At 59.0% G+C, this 18,935-nt stretch carries 14 protein-coding genes; 7 read left to right on the top strand and 7 right to left on the bottom strand.

Going from position 1 to position 18,935, the window contains the following annotated elements:
• Positions 1-98 precede the first annotated feature (98 nt).
• Entirely contained in the window at positions 99-1,175 is a 1,077-nt protein-coding gene (gene hppD / locus LAB08_RS13400) for a 4-hydroxyphenylpyruvate dioxygenase (RefSeq protein ID WP_096511751.1), read from the top strand.
• Positions 1,176-1,303: 128 nt separating this feature from the next.
• Here hppD and rarD read toward each other — a convergent pair whose 3' ends face one another.
• The 5 genes from rarD to LAB08_RS13425 form a co-directional block, all read right to left on the bottom strand.
• Positions 1,304-2,185 (bottom strand): EamA family transporter RarD, encoded by an 882-nt coding sequence (gene rarD, locus LAB08_RS13405; protein ID WP_096511750.1) that lies wholly within the window; start codon positions 2,183-2,185, stop codon positions 1,304-1,306.
• A gap of 216 nt (positions 2,186-2,401) precedes the next feature.
• Entirely contained in the window at positions 2,402-3,415 is a 1,014-nt protein-coding gene (locus LAB08_RS13410; RefSeq protein ID WP_096511749.1) for an aldo/keto reductase, read from the bottom strand.
• A 33-nt stretch (positions 3,416-3,448) separates the two neighbouring features.
• The gene (locus tag LAB08_RS13415) at positions 3,449-4,516 is read right to left on the bottom strand and encodes an NAD(P)/FAD-dependent oxidoreductase (RefSeq protein ID WP_096511748.1); all 1,068 of its coding nucleotides are present in this window, start codon (positions 4,514-4,516) and stop codon (positions 3,449-3,451) included.
• Positions 4,503-6,674, bottom strand: coding sequence for a hypothetical protein (locus LAB08_RS13420; protein ID WP_096511747.1), 2,172 nt, complete (start codon positions 6,672-6,674; stop codon positions 4,503-4,505). Before LAB08_RS13420 ends, LAB08_RS13415 begins: the two co-directional genes overlap by 14 nt.
• A gap of 180 nt (positions 6,675-6,854) precedes the next feature.
• Positions 6,855-8,168 carry an MFS transporter gene (locus LAB08_RS13425; RefSeq protein WP_096511746.1) on the bottom strand — a complete coding sequence of 438 codons (1,314 nt, stop codon included), beginning with the start codon at positions 8,166-8,168 and terminating at the stop codon, positions 6,855-6,857.
• 167 nt (positions 8,169-8,335) lie between these two features.
• Between LAB08_RS13425 and LAB08_RS13430 the strand changes: the two genes are divergently transcribed.
• The 3 genes from LAB08_RS13430 (at position 8,336) to LAB08_RS13440 (ending at position 13,286) form a co-directional block, all read left to right on the top strand.
• Positions 8,336-9,457, top strand: coding sequence for a sugar diacid recognition domain-containing protein (locus tag LAB08_RS13430; protein WP_096511745.1), 1,122 nt, complete (start codon positions 8,336-8,338; stop codon positions 9,455-9,457).
• Positions 9,458-9,638: 181 nt separating this feature from the next.
• Positions 9,639-10,097: an REP-associated tyrosine transposase gene (locus LAB08_RS13435; RefSeq protein ID WP_096511744.1), complete on the top strand. Its 459-nt coding sequence runs from the start codon at positions 9,639-9,641 to the stop codon at positions 10,095-10,097.
• A gap of 2,046 nt (positions 10,098-12,143) precedes the next feature.
• Complete coding sequence (locus tag LAB08_RS13440) at positions 12,144-13,286, top strand: glycerate kinase (protein ID WP_096511740.1); 1,143 nt, start codon at positions 12,144-12,146, stop codon at positions 13,284-13,286.
• Between the two features lie 141 nt (positions 13,287-13,427).
• On the opposite strand, the gene LAB08_RS13445 is transcribed toward LAB08_RS13440, so the two are convergent.
• Positions 13,428-13,787, bottom strand: a complete 360-nt coding sequence (locus LAB08_RS13445) for a DUF6124 family protein (RefSeq protein WP_096511739.1) — start codon at positions 13,785-13,787, stop codon at positions 13,428-13,430.
• A gap of 608 nt (positions 13,788-14,395) precedes the next feature.
• On the opposite strand from LAB08_RS13445, the gene LAB08_RS13450 reads away from it, so the two are divergent.
• Positions 14,396-15,226, top strand: a complete 831-nt coding sequence (locus tag LAB08_RS13450; RefSeq protein WP_157755708.1) for a hypothetical protein — start codon at positions 14,396-14,398, stop codon at positions 15,224-15,226.
• Between the two features lie 34 nt (positions 15,227-15,260).
• Positions 15,261-16,379, top strand: coding sequence for a hypothetical protein (locus LAB08_RS13455; protein WP_157755707.1), 1,119 nt, complete (start codon positions 15,261-15,263; stop codon positions 16,377-16,379).
• A 94-nt stretch (positions 16,380-16,473) separates the two neighbouring features.
• On the opposite strand, the gene LAB08_RS30525 is transcribed toward LAB08_RS13455, so the two are convergent.
• Complete coding sequence (locus tag LAB08_RS30525) at positions 16,474-16,599, bottom strand: hypothetical protein (protein ID WP_256658473.1); 126 nt, start codon at positions 16,597-16,599, stop codon at positions 16,474-16,476.
• Between LAB08_RS30525 and LAB08_RS13460 the strand changes: the two genes are divergently transcribed.
• Positions 16,598-18,802, top strand: coding sequence for an autotransporter outer membrane beta-barrel domain-containing protein (locus tag LAB08_RS13460; protein ID WP_096511736.1), 2,205 nt, complete (start codon positions 16,598-16,600; stop codon positions 18,800-18,802). The two genes, LAB08_RS30525 and LAB08_RS13460, sit on opposite strands and share 2 nt — an antisense overlap.
• The last annotated feature ends 133 nt before the right edge of the window (positions 18,803-18,935 follow it).

Consider the following 18,935-nt stretch of genomic DNA (forward strand, 5'->3'; position numbering starts at 1 on the left):
CCCGCAGCGTGCGGGGCATCTCCTGTGCGCCTCCCACCGGTCTCAGCATTGCTAGCAACTAACCTTTGTTAATTGATAAGAATGATGAGGCGCCAACCATGGCAGATTTATACGAAAACCCAATGGGCCTGATGGGCTTCGAGTTCATCGAGTTCGCATCGCCGACCCCCAACACCCTGGAGCCGATCTTCCAGATCATGGGCTTCACCAAGGTCGCGACCCATCGCTCCAAAGACGTGCACCTGTATCGCCAGGGCGCGATCAACCTGATCCTCAATAACGAACCGCACAGCGTCGCCTCGTACTTCGCCGCCGAGCACGGTCCGTCGGTATGCGGCATGGCATTCCGGGTCAAGGATTCGCAAAAAGCCTACAAGCGCGCCCTGGAACTCGGCGCCCAGCCGATCCACATCGAAACCGGCCCGATGGAGCTGCACCTGCCGGCGATCAAAGGCATCGGCGGTGCGCCGCTGTACCTGATCGACCGTTTCGGTGAAGGCAGCTCGATCTACGACATCGACTTCGTGTACCTCGAAGGTGTCGATCGCCACCCGGTCGGCGCCGGCCTGAAGATCATCGATCACCTGACCCACAACGTGTATCGCGGCCGCATGGCCTACTGGGCGAATTTCTACGAGAAGCTGTTCAACTTCCGCGAAATCCGTTACTTCGACATCAAGGGCGAATACACCGGCCTGACCTCCAAGGCCATGACCGCGCCGGACGGCATGATCCGCATCCCGCTGAACGAAGAATCGTCCAAGGGCGCCGGGCAGATCGAAGAGTTCCTGATGCAGTTCAACGGCGAAGGCATCCAGCACGTGGCGTTCCTGTCCGACGACCTGATCAAAACCTGGGACCACCTGAAAAGCATCGGCATGCGCTTCATGACCGCGCCGCCGGACACCTACTATGAAATGCTCGAAGGCCGCTTGCCGAACCACGGTGAGCCGGTGGGCGAACTGCAAGCGCGGGGCATCTTGCTGGACGGTTCGTCCGAGGCGGGCGACAAGCGTCTGCTGCTGCAGATCTTCTCGGAAACCCTGATGGGCCCGGTGTTCTTCGAGTTCATCCAGCGTAAGGGCGATGACGGCTTCGGCGAAGGCAACTTCAAGGCGCTGTTTGAATCCATTGAACGCGACCAGGTTCGGCGTGGTGTGTTGTCCACCGATTAAGCTGATTCACCGCTAAAAAACTGTGGGAGCGAGCCTGCTCGCGATAGCGCCAGATCAGTCAACCGAGATGTTGAATGTCAGGCCCTCATCGCGAGCAGGCTCGCTCCCACATTTGTTTTGTGTTTGCCTTAAGGGCGACGCTGCCGCATCAGATGCTTGAACCCTTCAAATACCAGCACCAGTACCGCCATCCAGATCGGAATATAAGTCAGCCATTCACCGGGCTTGATGCTTTCCCCCAGCAACAACGCCACGCCGAGCAACAGCACCGGCTCCACATAGCTCAACAACCCGAACAGACTGAACGGCAGCAAGCGACTGGCGATGATGTAAACCACCAGTGCCGAGGCGCTGATCAGACCCAGAAGCGGGATCAACCCGGCCAATGCCGGGTGCTGGTCGAAGACGCCGAAGCCCTGTTCGCCACCGCGCACGAACCAGTAGGCAATCGGCAGCATCAGGGTCATGTCCACCCAGAGCCCGCCGAGGTTGTCGGTCCTCAGCCATTTGCGCACGACGAAATACAGCGGATAGCCTACGGTCACCACCAGTGTCGCCCAGGAAAATCCGCCGACCTGATACAACTCATTGACCACGCCCAGGCTGGCGAAAAACACCGCGACTTTTTGCAGGTAAGACAGGCGTTCACCGTAGGCGATGCGCCCGGTCAGCACCATGGCCAGCGGCAACAGGAAATAGCCCAGCGACACGTCGAGGCTGTAGCCGTTGAGCGGCGCCCACATGAACAGCCAGAGTTGTACGCCCAGCAACGCCGAGGAAACGATCAGGCCACCGACCAATTTCGGTCGGATGCTGATCCGGCGCAATAGCTCAGCGGCGCGTCGCCATTCACCGGACACCACCATGAACACAGTCATGCAGGGCACGGTCAACAGCATGCGCCAGCCAAAAATCTCCACGCCGCTCAAGGGGGTGAGCAGCGAAGTGTAGTAATACATGACGGCAAACAGCACCGAGGCTGAAACCGATAGAGCGATACCTTTAGACAAGCTGTCCTCGCGAGGTTGAACGTAAAACGGGGTGCGGAGGATACGTGGTTTTTGTGCTGAATATTGGCCGGATGATCAGAATTTTCAACATTCCGGGGGGGCGAAACCCTGTGGGAGCGAGCCTGCTCGCGAATGCGGTTTCACATCCAACATTGATGTTGAAGGGTAGACCGCTTTCGCGAGCAGGCTCGCTCCCACAATAGGTGGCGTGTCTTTTCAGTTATTGTGCGGTTTACGGCCTGACACGAAATGACTCACATCATTGAACCCCGGTGTCGACGCATGCCCCGGCGTCACCAGCGAATCAATGAACGCTTCATCCTCGGCCGTAATCTTCACCGCTTGCGCCTTAGTGTAGGCATCCCACTGTGCTTCGGTGCGCGGGCCGACGATGGCCGAGGTGACGGCGCTGTTGTTCAGCACCCAGGCGATGGCGAACTCGACGATGCCCACGCCGCGCTCCTGCGTGTACTGCTGGATCTGCTGGGCAATGCGCAGGGACTCAACGCGCCATTCGGTTTCCAGGATGCGTTTGTCTGCGCGCCCGGCACGGCTGTTGGCATCCGGTTTCACGTCCGGCGCGTACTTGCCACTGAGCACGCCGCGCGCCAGCGGGCTGTAGGGCACCACGCCCAGGCCATAGTTCTGTGCGGCGGTGATCTGCTCGGTTTCCGCCTGGCGGTTGACGATGTTGTATAGCGGCTGGCTGATCACTGGCCGGTCGACGCCGAGTTTGTCGGCCACCCGAATGACTTCGGCGATGCGCCAGCCGCGATAGTTCGACAGGCCCCAGTAGCGGATCTTGCCCTGGCGAATCAGGTCGCCGATGGCCGACACCGTGACCTCCAGCGGCGTGTTGTGGTCCTCGCGGTGCAGGTAATAGACGTCGAGATAGTCGGTGCCCAGGCGCGTCAGGCTGGCCTCGATGCCGTTGAAAATGTGCTTGCGACTCAGGCCGCTGCGGTTCGGCACACCGTCAACCGGGCCGAAGCCGACCTTGGTGGCCAGTACCCATTCATGGCGGCGGCTGGCGATCGCTTCGCCGACGATTTCTTCGGAATGGCCGTTGGTGTAGACGTCAGCGGTGTCGATGAAATTGATGCCCTGTTCCCAGGCCTTGTCGATGATGCGCAGAGAGTCCTCAGTGCTGGTCTGTTCGCCGAACATCATCGTGCCCAGGGTCAAGGTCGAAACCTGCAGGCCCGAATGGCCCAGCGTGCGATAGCTCATGTCGAAATCCTTTTGCCAGTGGGGAAGGCCTAATCAAATACCAGAAAGGTCCAGCGTATCAAAATGAATTATCGGTGCAGTGGTCAGCCAGTCCGGTGGCGCCGGGTGCGCGGTGTAAAACTCGCGCATTTTGTTCATGTCCCTGACAAACCAGCTGTTGAGCCAGGTTCGATATTGGTGCTGATACGTGGCTTGGTGGACGGGATGGGCCAGACTTTTTATGACGGCATGACCGGCCATCATCCCCGACATGATCGCCTTGAGCACGCCATGGGAAGTGCCAGGATCGAGGATGGACGCTGCGTCACCGACCATGAAATATCCCGCCCCGGCGCATTGCCCACACGCGCGCCAAGTCACATCCGCACCCCTTGTGTTCGAGAAATCCCTCAAATGCGCGAGCTCCGCAGGCGGTTGCAGATTCGCTTGACGAGCGTTGAACTTCAGGCGGGTCCAGGCGTACGAATCGGCGGCGATTTTCGCTATCCAGTACCAGCCGTGCGGATTCGCGATGATTGCCGGGGCGTCGTCACACACGGTGGAGCTGCCCTTGGCGTAACCGTAGGTGGCGATCAATGGCGGTGAATACGCGTGACGCTCCAATGCCAGTTGTCGCGCCAGCCAACCCTTGGCGCCGCTGGCGTCAATCAACTGAGCGCAATGGAAAACACCCTGATCGGTGTCCACGCCTATTACTGTCTCGTTGGAGCGAATGACCTTCAAGGTTCGACAAGGTCGTACCACCGCTGCGCCCACTGCCTGAGCCTGGCTGAGTAAGCGGTTGTCGAGCAGGCGTCGGGGAATCTGGAAGCCGCGCCAGGGACCGTCGGCATCACCGCCAAAGGCATTGAAGTGGCGGGGAGTCCCCCATTGCACCCAATTACCGTGATGCCGAATGAAATCGCCCGTCGATAGCGCAGGGGCAATAGCCAGTTGCTGCAACAACGGTTCGATGCCCGGTGGCAGGGTTTCGCCGGGTCGATCGCGATAAACCGCTGATTGTTCGAGCAACGCCACGCTCAATCCCTGTTGTGCGCAAAGGATCGCCGCAGCGCTGCCTGCCGGGCCGGCGCCGATGACAACGACATCATGGATGTACAAGATAGCGCGCCTGCCATGGGTCTTGTTCGCGCTTGATCAACAGTGTTGTCGGGCTGACAAACAGATAGAACATTTCGAGTACTTCGGCATGTCGCTTGGTGAAGTCTTCGGGGATGGTCGTGCCATCAATGTTGTTTCTATAAATCTGATAGGCGTGAACCGGCGCTTCCAAACGGGTCCCTGTCGTTGACTCTGCTTGGTCCAGCTCTTTGTCCGGGCGCCTCACTTTCTGGAAAAGCAGGACGGACCAGCGCTTTTTTTCCTGCCGTGTAATGGCGCCCAACGCACCGAAAGCGTTATGCATGGACAAGATCCGCGCCTGGTAATCCTCGGCAGTGGTTTGTGCCAGGAGACTGACCGATATCCGGTTATCCAGGGCGTTTCTTGTAAGGTCGACGTGATCGTAACTCTCGTACTCGACTCGCCTCACATTGTCCACGTCGATCAGGCGGGGCGTGTTGACGCCGTCGCACGCAAATTGCTCTTCGTTCTGCAACGGTATGATCGCAATCCCGTCCTCCCTGGGGGCGTAGTTTCTTGATGAGTCCGCGGAGAGCACGGGCCAGTAGGCGCCAGTCGCATCACAAATCTTCATGTCGTCCGTCCACGGACTGCCCAGTACAGACGCGTCGAAGGAATCGGGGTTGAATCCACTGCCGAATTTGGGGGCGATATCCCAGCCCGGGCTGAGCGTACCCGCGCCGCCATCGGTTAAACAGGTTTGTCTTTGCTGATGCGCGACCGCTACGGTAGTGGCCGGCTCCCCGGTGTCCAGCGTGTGCGAGATGATGGCGGCGATGCTTTTGTCCTGCACCGGAAAATGACCTCCCGGCAAGCGTGTGTTACCAGCCATTCTCCGGTCTGCGAGCACCCTGAGGCTTTGTCCGAAAAAGACCTGGGGAAACCGCTGTCCAAGGCTCCACTCGTGTAGCCGCCGAGGTGTATGGAGAGGATAAAAACAAGGCGCCGAGACCAGCGAATACGCTGGCCAATGACTCAGTCTCGCGGTGTCGAGTGCGGGGCAAGTCGCGCTGACCTGGCCGTCAGCGGTGTGGTCAATGAAATGCAAGGCGTTATAGCCACCCGCGTCAACAATGGCCTGCACATCACGTTCGGTGCTCAGATCGTGGACAGAGCCATCATCATTCTGTTTAAAACGTCGATTTATGATGTAGCCCTGATAGTCGGGGGCCTGCGGAATCGAAAAAAATAGTCGTTCGCCCTTGTAGCGGGCTTCTTCCACCAGATGTGTCTTGGCGACCGGGGTCAGCAAGCCACTGCCATAAACTTTCGGGTCGGCCCATTTGACAAGATTTCTGGTAATGACAAACGGTTCGTTGGAAATGTCCGGTTCGCCCCACCCGGAGCCGGGAAAGTTGCGATGAAACTGGCGGAGTTTTTCATTGATCTGAAAAAAATCCATCTTCAGTTTCAGATCCAGGCCGGCAATGCAGTCAGGGCCGTCAAACAGCTTGTGCAATGGCACCCAGAACTGGCGCGCATCATCGCCGGATTGCGCGGGCCATGGCCCGAACTCAAGGGAGTCGCCGGCTTTCTGCATGGCGATGTAGGCGCTATACCGTGCCGGTATGACGCGGATCGCTCGTGGATTGCTCGTTACCCAAGGCAGGAAACCCCGTCGCGCCCGATCGTAGTGCGGGGGAGCCGTGCCGACACGTGCAATGCCGGTGCGGGAGAAACACAGATCGGCATGTTTCTTGTGGCCCGTGTCTGGCCTGGGTCTGTACTCAACGGCGAACACGACAATGCCCAGTGGTGTACCGGTCCCGGCTTGTTGTTGAAGGTCTGTCATCGACGGCAGCCGGGAGCCATAGACGTAATTCAAGACCGTTTCTATCTCGGCCGCTGTCGGGAATAACGAAAACGCCTTGCCGTCAGGACCCTTCAACACATTGGGTGAGGCGAGGGCATGGAATAACAGACTGCGAGCCGGTTTGCCGGCCTCGATGCCCCGCTGTCCGGTCAAGGAGAAATCTTCAAACCCCTTGAGGGTTCGATCCACTGATAATGTTTTGCTTAACTCTGCCGCCAAGGGCCGAGCCTTGATATCGAGCCCATGATGTAGAAAAAGCGCGTGCCAACCACTATCAGATGCCAGACGTGTACAAACAGCCTCGACGTCGTCGATCACAGCCATGATGTCGTCCTGCCGGAATGAGTGTGTTCACACAAACTCGGGCTGACTTCCATGGATTCAAGAGAGCCGATCCGAACAACGTTGTGACATGGTGTATCAGCCTAGTGCAGGTGTAGGGAAAAAATCGACTATCAGATCTGCTAGGCACGCCGGAGCAAAAGGGCTCCGGCGCCCGACGTGTCACTGGTTACGCAACGTCCGCGTCATGCGCAACGCCAGCAGACTCCCGCAGACAATCACCCCCGCCAGCAGATACAACGCCGCATCGGTGGACCCCGTGCTGTCCTTGACCCAACCCACCAGGTAAGGGCTGAGGAACCCCGCCATCTGCCCCATGGAATTGATCAGCGCCAACCCACCGGCCGCCGCGCCGGCACTGAGCATCGCGGTCGGCACCGGCCAGAACATTGGCAAACCAGTGAGGGCGCCCATGGTGGCTAGGGTGAGGCCGAGGATGGCGATGGCCGGGTTGGCGGCGAAGTTCACCGCGATCAACAGGCCGAGCGCACCCATCAGCATCGGCACCACCAGATGCCAGCGACGTTCTTTGCGCAGGTCCGCCGAGCGGCCGACCATCAGCATGAACAGGGCTGCCAGTAAGTAAGGAATCGCACTCAGCCAGCCGATCACCAGGTTGTCGCTGAAACCGAGGTTCTTGATGATCGACGGCAGCCAGAAGTTGATCGCGTAGACGCCGCTCTGGATGCAGAAGTAGATCAACCCGAACGCCCAAATCGCCGGGTTCTTGAACACCGCCAGCAGCGAATCGGTGGTGGTCTTCGGTTTGTTCGCCAGGTCTTCAGCGTGGTCGGCTTCCAGCACCGAACGCTCGAACGGCGTGAGCCATTTGGCGTTGGCGTAACTGTCGCTGAGCAGGAAGTAGGCGAGGGCGCCGAGGATCACGGTCGGAATGCCTTGCAGCAAAAACATCCACTGCCAACCGGCCAACCCGCCTTGGCCAGCGGCGAAGTGGTTGAGGATCCAGCCGGAGAACGGGCTGCCCAACAGGCCGGACACCGGGATCGCCGACATGAACAGCGCCATGATCCGGCCGCGTCGGAAAGTCGGGAACCACTGCGAAAGGTACAGCACCACGCCCGGGAAGAACCCGGCCTCGGCGGCGCCGGTGAACAGACGCAAGGTGTAGAACTCGGTGGGTGTAGTGACGAATAGCAGGCAGGTCGACAGCGCGCCCCAGGTGATCATCATTAGCGCAATCCAGCGCCGTGGGCCAAACTTTGTCAGCGCCAGGTTGCTCGGAACGCCGCACAGCACGTAACCGATAAAGAAGATCCCGGCGCCGAGGCCATATACGGTTTCGCTGAATTTCAGCGCGTCGAGCATCTGCAACTTGGCGAAACCAACGTTGACTCGGTCGAGGTAGTTGAACAGGTAGCAGATGAAAATGAAGGGGATCAAACGCAGGGTGATGCGTTTGTAGACGGCGTTTTTCTCGTCAACGATGGCCTGGGTAGCGGCGGCGCTCTGTGACATGGCGGCTCTCTCTTTTTTATGATTTTTGGCGATGCAAAGGGTAACGTTGATCGCCCTGCGAGTCTCGGCCACCGCCCAGGTCTTGTCTTTGTGCCGGCGCACAGGGTTTGCCACCCAGCCCTGTGCGGGCGAACAATGGCCCCATCATGTATTCAAGGAACCCCGTCATGTTCGAACTCGATCACGACCTGGCCCAGGACATCGTCGACCGGGCGATGGCGATCCTGCCGTACAACGTCAACGTCATGGACAGCCAGGGGTTGATCCTCGGCAGCGGCGAACCCGAGCGGGTCAACACCCGGCATGAAGGCGCGCAACTGGTGTTGGCCAACGGGCGCGTGGTGGAGATCGACGCGCAGACCGCGATGTATCTCAAGGGCGTGCAACCGGGCATCAATCTGCCGCTGATGCTCGATCAGCGTTTGATCGGCGTGCTGGGCATCACTGGCGAACCCGAGCATCTGCGTACCTATGCTGAACTGGTGCGCATGACGGCAGAGATGCTGGTGGGCCAGCGCAATCAGCAAGCGGAACAGCAATGGCGGCGTCAGCGTTGTGATGATTTGCTGGCGTTGCTACTCAGCGACGCGGGGGACTCGCCGCGACTGATCGACGAAGCGCAACAGCTCGGGCTCAAGCCGCAAATGGCTCGCGTGCCCTACCTGTTTGAACTGGGCATGGAGCAAGGGCCGGGGCAAACGGCCGATGCGCTCAGTGCCTGGTTGATGTCGCGCTATCCGGACAGTTGGTGCGTGAGTTCGGCCAAGTCCTCGTTGCTGTGGTGCCGGCCCGCCAATCAGACCGTCGAGAATGAACGTTTGCTGGAAAAGCTCGAGGGCCTTGGCTGGAACATTCTGCGCATCGCCGTGGGCGGGCAGGCCGATGGATTAGCGGGATTGCGTCGCTGTTATCGCCGGGTCGGCGACCTGCTGGCCTATGGGCGCGAGGTGTTGCCCCGGTCGCGGTTGTTGATCCTCAACCGTTATCGATTGCCGGTGATGCTCTGGCGCCACCGCAACGACGATGCCCTCGACGAACTGCTCAACCCGTTGCGCAAAGTCATTGCCAAGGACAACAACGGCCAGTTGCTGGCAACCCTGCGCAGCTGGTGCGAGCACGATGGCCAGAGCCAGGCCTGTGCCGATGCGCTAGGTATTCACCGCAACAGCCTGCGCTACCGCATGGAGCGGATCGCCGAACTCAGCGGCGTCGATCCACTGCGCCTCGATGGCATGCTCGCCCTTTACCTGGGCGTGCAACTGCTCCCGCAGACCGACACCCATCCATAAACAACACCCTCACCCTGGACAATGTTGGGACACAAATTTCATGAGCAACGCAAATCCCCTGTGGGAGCGAGCCTGCTCGCGAAGGCATTCACCCAGACACATCCTGCTAAATGCCGGTCCCACCCTTGGGTCTCCACAGGACTAGCCTTCTTCATGACTTGAACATGCAAGAGGCGAAGGAATGCCTGGATTGTCCGCTTCACACCGCCTGCGTCTGGGCCGTTTTGCCGAACCCAATCGGATTTACCTACTGACCACTAATACCCTCGCGAGAGCTCCGGTCTTCAACGACTTCGCCTTGGGCAGGTTGGTCGTCGCCCAATTTCGCGCCGCGCAAGAACTTGGATTTGCCCATTCATTGGCTTGGGTAGTCATGCCTGATCACTTCCACTGGTTGATCGATTTGCAGCGCGGATCATTGAGCGAACTGATGCAAAGGACCAAATCCATGAGCACCAAGGCGATAAACCAGTCTACTGGACGACAGACTCGTTACTGGCAGCAAGGTTTTCATGATCGAGCGCTACGCCGCGATGAAGACTTGGTAAAAGTGGCCCGGTACATTGTGGCAAACCCGTTAAGGGCGGGGCTGGTCGATAAATTGGGTGACTATCCGCTGTGGGATGCAATCTGGGTCTGAGCTGGAATCGAGTTGCCTTCTTCGCGAGCAGGCTCGCTCCCACAATGGACCGTGGTGGGGCCCGGACTGCATAAGCAAGACCAATCCCCTGTGGGAGCGAGCCTGCTCGCGAAGAGGCCAGCACATCCAACACCCATGCCGACTGACCCACCGCTTTCGCGAGCAGGCTCGCTCCCACAATGGACCGTGGTGGGGCCCGGATTGCCTAAGCAAGACCAATCCCCTGTGGGAGCGAGCCTGCTCGCGAAGAGGCCAGCACATCCAACACCTATACCGACTGACCCACCGCCTTCGCGAGCAGGCTCACTCCCACAATGGACCGTGATGGGACCCGGATTGCATGGGCAACGCAAACCCTCTGTGGGAGCGAGCCTGCTCGCGAAGAGGCCAGCACATCCAACACCTATACCGACTGACCCACCGCCTTCGCGAGCAGGCTCACTCCCACAATGGACCGTGGCGGGGCCCGGATTGCATAAGCAAGACCAATCCCCTGTGGGAGCGAGCCTGCTCGCGAAGAGGCCAGCACATCCAACACCTATACCGACTGACCCACCGCCTTCGCGAGCAGGCTCACTCCCACAATGGACCGTGATGGGACCCGGATTGCATGGGCAACGCAAACCCTCTGTGGGAGCGAGCCTGCTCGCGAAGAGGCCAGCACATCCAACACCTATACCGACTGACCCACCGCCTTCGCGAGCAGGCTCACTCCCACAATGGACAGTGGCGGGGCCCGGATTGCATAAGCAAGACCAATCCCCTGTGGGAGCGGGCCTGCTCGCGAAGAGGCCAGCCCATCCAACACCTATGCCGACTGACCCACTGCCTTCGCGAGCAGGCTCGCTCCCACAATGGACAGTGGTGGGGCCCGGATTGCCTAAGCAAGACCAATCCCCTGTGGGAGCGAGCCTGCTCGCGAAGAGGCCAGCACATCCAACACCTATGCCGACTGACCCACCGCTTTCGCGAGCAGGCTCACTCCCACAATGGACCGTGGTGGGGCCCGGATTGCCTAAGCAAGACCAATCCTCTATGGGAGCGAGCCTGCTCGCGAAGAGGCCAGCACATCCAACACCTATACCGGCTGACCCACTGCCTTCGCGAGCAGGCTCGCTCCCACAATGGACCGTGGTGGGGCCCGGACTGCATAAGCAAGACCAATCCCCTGTGGGAGCGAGCCTGCTCGCGAAGAGGCCAGCACATCCAACACCTATACCGACTGACCCACCGCCTTCGCGAGCAGGCTCACTCCCACAATGGACCGTGGTGGGGCCCGGATTGCATGGGCAACGCAAACCCTCTGTGGGAGCGAGCCTGCTCGCGAAGAGGCCAGCACATCCAACACCTATACCGACTGACCCACCGCCTTCGCGAGCAGGCTCGCTCCCACAATGGACCGTGGTGGGACCCGGATTGCATAAGCAAGACCAATCCCCTGTGGGAGCGAGCCTGCTCGCGAAGAGGCCAGCACATCCAACACCCATGCCGACTGACCCACCGCCTTCGCGAGCAGGCTCACTCCCACAATGGACCGTGGCGGGGCCCGGATTGCATGGGCAGCGCAAACCCTCTGTGGGAGCGAGCCTGCTCGCGAAGAGGCCAGCACATCCGACACCCATGCCGACTGACCCACCGCCTTCGCGAGCAGGCTCGCTCCCACAATGGACAGTGGTGGGGCCCGGATTGCATATGCAAGACCAATCCTCTATGGGAGCGAGCCTGCTCGCGAAGAGGCCAGCACATCCAACACCTATACCGACTGACCCACCGCCTTCGCGAGCAGGCTCGCTCCCACAATGGACCGTGGTGGGGCCCGGATTGCATGGGCAAGACCAATCCCCTGTGGGAGCGAGCCTGCTCGCGAAGAGGCCAGCACATCCAACACCTATACCGACTGACCCACCGCTTTCGCGAGCAGGCTTGCTCCCACAAAAAACGGTTTTGTGGAAATGAACAATAATCCTCAATGCCCCTTGTGCAGCGGACCGGCGCCATCGTGTTTGGCGACTGGCAGGATGAGGGTATTGGAACTGGAGAATTCCCATGAAGATCGTGATTGCCCCTGACTCGTTCAAAGACAGCATCAGTGCTCAAGGCGCGGCCGACGCCATCGGGTTGGGTTTGCGGGAAGTCTGGCCGGAGGCGCAACTGATCAAATGCCCGATGGCCGATGGTGGGGAGGGCACTGTCGCGGCGGTGCTGGCGGCGTGTGGCGGGGAGCTTCACAATGCCGAAGTGCGCGGCCCCCTCGGCGATACAGCCTATGCGAAGATGGCCTGGTTGCCGGACAGCCGCACCGCGATCATCGAAATGGCCGAAGCCAGCGGTTTGCAATTGGTGCCGGTCGATCAGCGCGATGCCTGCAACAGCAGCACCTTTGGCACTGGGCAATTGATTCGTTTCGCCCTCGACGAAGGTGCACAGCGCATCATCCTGGCCATCGGCGGCAGCGCCACCAACGACGGTGGCGCCGGCGCGATGCAGGCCTTGGGCATGCAGCTGTTCGATGCACAGGGCCAGCCGCTCGCACCGGGCGGCCTGGCCCTGGCGCAACTGTTTCGCATCGACCTGAGCGAACTCGATCCGCGCCTGGCGGAGGTGCGCTTTGACATCGCCGCCGATGTCGACAACCCGCTGTGCGGTCCCCACGGTGCATCGGCGGTGTTCGGCCCGCAAAAAGGCGCCACGCCGGAACAGGTTCAACTGCTCGATCATGCCCTTGGGCACTTTGCCGATCACTGTGCGAAAGTCCTGAACAAGGATGTGCGCGATGAACCGGGCAGTGGCGCGGCGGGCGGGTTGGGTTTTGCCGCCAAGGCGTTTCTCGGTGCGCAGTTCTTGCCGGGGGTCGAGGTGGTCGCCGAACTGGTGGGCTTGGTCGAAGCCATCGAAGGTGCCGATCTGGTAATCACGGGCGAAGGACGTTTTGATGCCCAGACCCTGCGCGGGAAAACGCCGTTTGGTGTGGCGCGAGTTGCCAAACAACATGGCGTGCCGGTGATCGTAATCGCCGGGACCTTGGGTGAGGGCTATCAGGCACTGTATGAACACGGCATCAATGCCGCGTTCTCCCTGGCGAGTGGGCCGATGACATTGGAGCAAGCCTGCAACGAAGCACCGCGTCTGTTGCGAGAGCGGGCGACAGACATCGCGCGTGTCTGGAAAATAGCTGCACTCATCAGCTGACCGCAATCACTGTGGCGAGGGAGCTTGCTCCCGTCGGGCTGCGAAGCGGCCCCAAAAAATGGGCCTGCTGCGCAGTCCAGCGGGAGCAAGCTCCCTCGCCACAGAGGTTCCTGTAGCCACAAAGGTTTTGTGTAAGGGCGACTACTGCGGTGGATCTATCTGATCCAGCACCCGGTTCGCCGTGATCTCCGCCAGCATCACGCTGTTGGAAATCCCCAGCAGCGCATGGCGGTCGCCACCTTCCAGGTGATCCACCAACTGATGGACCATCACATCCACCGACGCCAGCGTCTCCACCAGATACACCATCAGGGTTTCGGTGGTGAGTTCCGGGTCCACGGTAAACATGGTGGAAGGCGTACGCGGTGTGGCCTTGATATCGGCCGTGGAGGGGAAGTGGAAGTCGAGAGCGCGCTCGGCGGCTTCGTTGAGTTTGTTTGAATCGGGTTCGTACGGGGAGGTCGGATCGGTGTCCGGGGGATTCGGTGTGACTTTGAACATAAGCTAGGTTCCTTCATGGGGTGCCAACCCTCCTGCGACTAAACGAGAGGGAGGCAACTGTGCGCAGGTTAGTCGACCGGGGAATCTAGCAAAGCCGGCGCGCCGAAGCGCCCTGCGCACAGTCACCATCGAGTGCAGGCGTGGATCTGCCTGACTGATGAGCTTGTGCAACTCTCTAAATATCCAACCGGGCGACTAAACCCGATCACTGATGAGCAGTGACGCGAATCAAGTTACCGAGCGGCCCCAAGGCGCACAAGCCGGCGGATTCTGGCGCAAGCGTAGGCAGTGACGCAAGGTCTTGTGGTTTTCAAGAAGTTGTCTTAAACGCGATTAAACAGGTGCTCTGAGGTGACGTCGAGCCACGACTTTGCGCCGTTCATATGTGATGGTTCTTTTGTTCCGCACCACGCCTGTATAGGTAGCCACCTGTCAACTCTGACAGTATCGCGATCTGTAAAACTTCTGCTTAATTCGCTCAAGGCCCAAGCAGCCTCGCAGAGCGAAGGGAAGAGTATTGCCGTGCCCGACTGTATCGATCTGCCAGACAGATATGACGGCCATTGCCTTCGCAATGGTTTGAACGATACGAATGGGAGAGCGACATCATGGCAAGTGACGGCAGAACACAACTACTACCTGCCTGGAGCCAGAGAGCGCCAGGGCGAGCCGATGCGGATCCGTTTCCACCCCCCGATGTGAGCAAAGTCACATTGCCGGGCGAACCGAAAGGATTGTTCGCCAGAGCAACACTTGACGCCGATGTGACGTTGAAGATTCAGGCCTGGAGCACGATTCCGACTGATCCAATGGATAGAGAGCAAATCCGCGTACAGCTCGCGCGGCCAGGTACCTCGAACTACGAAACAGTTTACGAAAAGGAATATATCCCTGGTACGACCGAGATTCCGGTGGAGGTAACGATTCCTTCGCCATGGTTGCTGAAGGACGAAAATGAAGGCCCGTTCAAACTACGGTATCAACATGAGAATTATCTCGGCACACCCAGCAATTCCACAGACGTGGACGTGTTCGTCGATAAAATCCCTCCAAACGGTACTGCCGCGCCAGACAAGCTGACCTACGAGTTCGGGCTACCCATTGTCGATGCCACGCTTGCAGGGGCCGACCTGGAGTTCAAAGTTCCCGACTGGACCGGTCCTGCCCAAGGTGACAGAGTCGCCTTCACCGTAGTAGCAGACAAACTGCCTGACGACCCCAATGACATCGTGCCCATCGATGTGGTCGAGTTGGGGGCTGACCGCAAGATTAAATTTCCGACTTCATTGTTAAAAGGGTTGCCAGACGGCAACTACTGCTTTGGCTATGTCGTTTTGGACAAGGCCGGCAACCGTAGCCGCATCTCCAATTACGACCTGATTCCCTTGGCACTCGGTGCGTTTCCGCCGAATCCATACCCCCCCCCTCAACGTACCTGAAGGGGACGATGGGGTGGTAGATCGGGCAGACGCTTTGCAGGGTGTCCATGTCGAGTTCGCAAAAATCCTGAACGCAAAAGCGACGGACCTGATCGCAATTATTTGGGGCACGAAGGAGCTTCCTTACCGCACACCCGTGGGTGCCGCCCCTCAGAACCGGATGAGTGTGCGGGTTATTTGGGAACATATGAGGGACCAGTACGGCTCGGCGGACGATCCTGTTGATACGCCTGTGGAGTACAAGCTGTACCGTGGTTCGGTGGCGCTTGGCGGTGCGACGGGCAAAGTGATGGTCGATTTTTCCCACACCGGTCCGGAGAACCCTAAACCTGAACCCGGCAACCCGAACCTTCACCCATTAGATGTTTACGGCGAGAGCGGTGAAGCCAGCGACACGCCTAACAAGTTGATCGCCAGCGATGAGAACAAGCCTGTTGTGGCCAGAGTCAAACTGTATGACCCTCTTACCAAGGGCGACGTACTTCAGGTGCGCTGGAACGAAAAGCCTATCGGCAGCCCTCGCCCAATCGACCCTGACCAAGACAACCCAGGCGACGAAATTGATATCGATATAACGGATTGGGACGTTATCAGGAAGGAAGGCAACAACACGAAAATGCCGGTGATCTATGCCCTTACCAATCCTGGCTTCACCAACCCTCAGGAACCCGAGACGCCTACTGAAGTTGAAATCACCTTCCTTACCGTGACGTTGCCAAAGGCAGAACCACAAGGTCTCTTCAATGGCAGGCTCACTTGCCGTTCATTGCACTTCGAAGACGGAAAGATTGGCTTCCGATACCTGATTCCGCCAAGCGACTACTTGAAAGCAGGGATGATGGTTGCGCTTGAGTGGAAAGCTTCACATACCTACGCCGCACCCGTGCCGATACCCTCCGCCGGCCTCAAGGCATCCTACGGGCCGATATCCGACGACGAGGCGAAAAAGGGATTCTTCTGGTTTATCCAGCCTTATCAGGCTCACATCCTGCCGACATGGAACAGCCCCACCAATCAGATCGGCAAGGGTGAAGTCAGCTACACCCTGGACGTCGGTGGCGTCCCGGTGTCCTCAGTCTTCTCGGACACGCAGGTAGGGCTGACTCAAGGGGATGGCACTTGTGACTTGACTCCACCCGCGCGCCGAAATTGAACAGGACTGCAGCGGGTGCTTTACGGTACCTGCTGCTGTTGTGTGGTCCGCGACTGACTCTCGCGCTGCTCGCAGGATTAGTCCTACAAGATGTTCAGGAAACTCCTGCATCTGGGTCGGAAGCATCTGGATATTCTGCGCCGCCTTTGTAGTCCGGTTCTTTTCTATTGATCAGGAAAGCGCCGAACTTTTGTAGTTCAGAATCAATGGAGTCGCTCATGTCTGCCAGCCAGTTTTTTTTGTTGAGTCCTTTGTCGCGTACATTGCGACTGTTGCCCGTCGTGCCTTTTTTAATCATTGGCGAGCAGGCCCATGCCACCCGTTTTATCGATGGCAGCCTGGAACCCGTTGCGTCAATCGATGGGACAGCGGCACTGGATAACTATGACGTATTCAACGGTGCCACCTTGAATGCCAACGGTGCGCAAACGCGGGATATCAGGATGACAGGATCGACCTTGAACCTCACCGGTACTCAGGTACAAGGCACTTCCGCCAACGGCGTGCATCTGGATAGCAGTCATGCAACGATCATTGGCAGCAGTATCAACAGCGACAGAGTCGGACTGGTGCTCAGTCACAATGCCGCAAACACCATTGGATCAACCGCGCAGGTAAGCGGCAGCACCATCACCGGCGCGCGAAATGGTGCGACCGTCAACGGCTTGAGTACATTGACGCTGGCGAACAGCGCGGTCACCGGCAACAGCCTGGCCGGCATCCGCATGTTCAACGGTACAGTCAATGCCGAGGGCAGCAACATCACAGGGGCCACCAACGGTATTCAGATCAATACCGACCCCGGTGTGGCTTCTCCTAATACTGTCGAACTGAGTGGCAGTCGGGTCGAGGGCTTGAATGGTGCGGCGATTCTGGTCGATACACAAAATGCAGGCGCGACGCAGGCGAATATCGCCGCCCTCAAGAACTCAACGCTGGTCGGCAGCAACGGCGTGCTGATGGAAGTACGCAATGGCGCCGAAGGTAACTTGCGCGTTGGTGGCAGCACGCTGGTCGGCGATATCGTTGCGGACGGCACCAGCACGGCCAATGTGCTACTGGATGACTCCGCCACCCTGACCGGCCGCCTGCAAAACGTGCAGAACCTGGGGGTCAACAGCAATGCCCGCTGGATCATGGTCGATAACGGCACGGTACAAAATCTGGACATGAACGGCGGCGCCATCCAGTTCGGCAACCCTGGCGAATTCTTCAAGTTGAACGTAGGTACGTTGTCGGGTACCGGCGGTACGTTTTTCATGCACACCGACTTTCGGACCGGTCAGGTCGATACCCTGACTGTGACTGGCACGGCGACCGGTAATCACACTGTAGCCATTGATGCCAGCGGCACGGAGCCGGTGGGGGCCGGCGCTATTCCGGTGGTTCACATCGGTGGCGGTGATGCGACGTTCAGCCTGGCTGGCGGTGCCGTGGACCTGGGGGCTTTTTCCTACGACCTGATTCAGCAGGGCAGCAACGACTGGTACCTCAATACCGCGTCTCGCGTAATCAGCCCGGGGACCCAATCGGTTATCGCGCTGTTCAACGCCGCACCGACTGCCTGGTATGGCGAACTCAGCACCCTGCGTACGCGCATGGGCGAAGTGCGCATGGACCACGGCAAGGCCGGCGGCTGGATTCGCGCCTACGGCAACAAGTTCGACGTCGAGGCCAGTTCGGGGGTTGCTTATCAGCAAGTTCAGCAAGGCCTTTCGTTTGGTGCCGATGCGCCGTTGCCGATGGGGGATGGGCAATGGCTGGTGGGGTTGTTGGGGGGTTACAGCAAGTCCGACCTGGATTTGAGCGGTGGCACCAGCGGCACCATCGACAGCTACTACCTGGGCGCCTACACCACGTGGCTGGATGCACTGAGCGGCTACTACTTCGATGGCGTGCTCAAGTTCAACCGCTTCCAGAACGAATCCGATGTGCACCTGAGCGACGGCAAGAAAACCAAGGGTAATTACGACAGCCATGGTGTTGGCACATCGCTGGAGTTCGGCCGCCATATCAAATTGGCTGACGACTACTTCGTTGAACCCTTTACCCAACTGTCGGGCGTGATCATCCAGGGTAAAAACTACGAACTTGACAACGGCCTGTCCGCAGAAGGCAGTCGTACCCGTTCACTGCTGGCCAAGGCCGGCGCAACCGCAGGGCGCAACTTCCAGTGGGATGACAAGGTCGTGCAGCCTTATGTCCGCGCCGCTTATGTACACGAGTTCGCCAACAACAATGAAGTGAAGGTCAACGACAACACCTTCAACAACGACCTTTCGGGTTCCCGTGGAGAATTGGGTCTTGGTGTGGCGGCATCGCTGAGCGACAAGGTCTCGATTCATGCCGACTTCGATTACAGCAATGGCGACAAGATCGAACAGCCGTGGGGCGCCAATTTTGGAGTGCGTTATAGCTGGTAACGCGTTGATTGCGACAGCACGAAGGCTGGTTACTGTCTTGATCGACAGCCACCAGCCTTTGAATGGAAGTTGAGTTTTCATCAAACGGTCGGACATCTGCGGCTGACTTTGTCTCCTGCGTCTGGCACTTAGT

Source organism: Pseudomonas izuensis (assembly GCF_002356535.2).
GTDB classification, from domain to species: Bacteria; Pseudomonadota; Gammaproteobacteria; order Pseudomonadales; family Pseudomonadaceae; genus Aquipseudomonas; species Aquipseudomonas izuensis.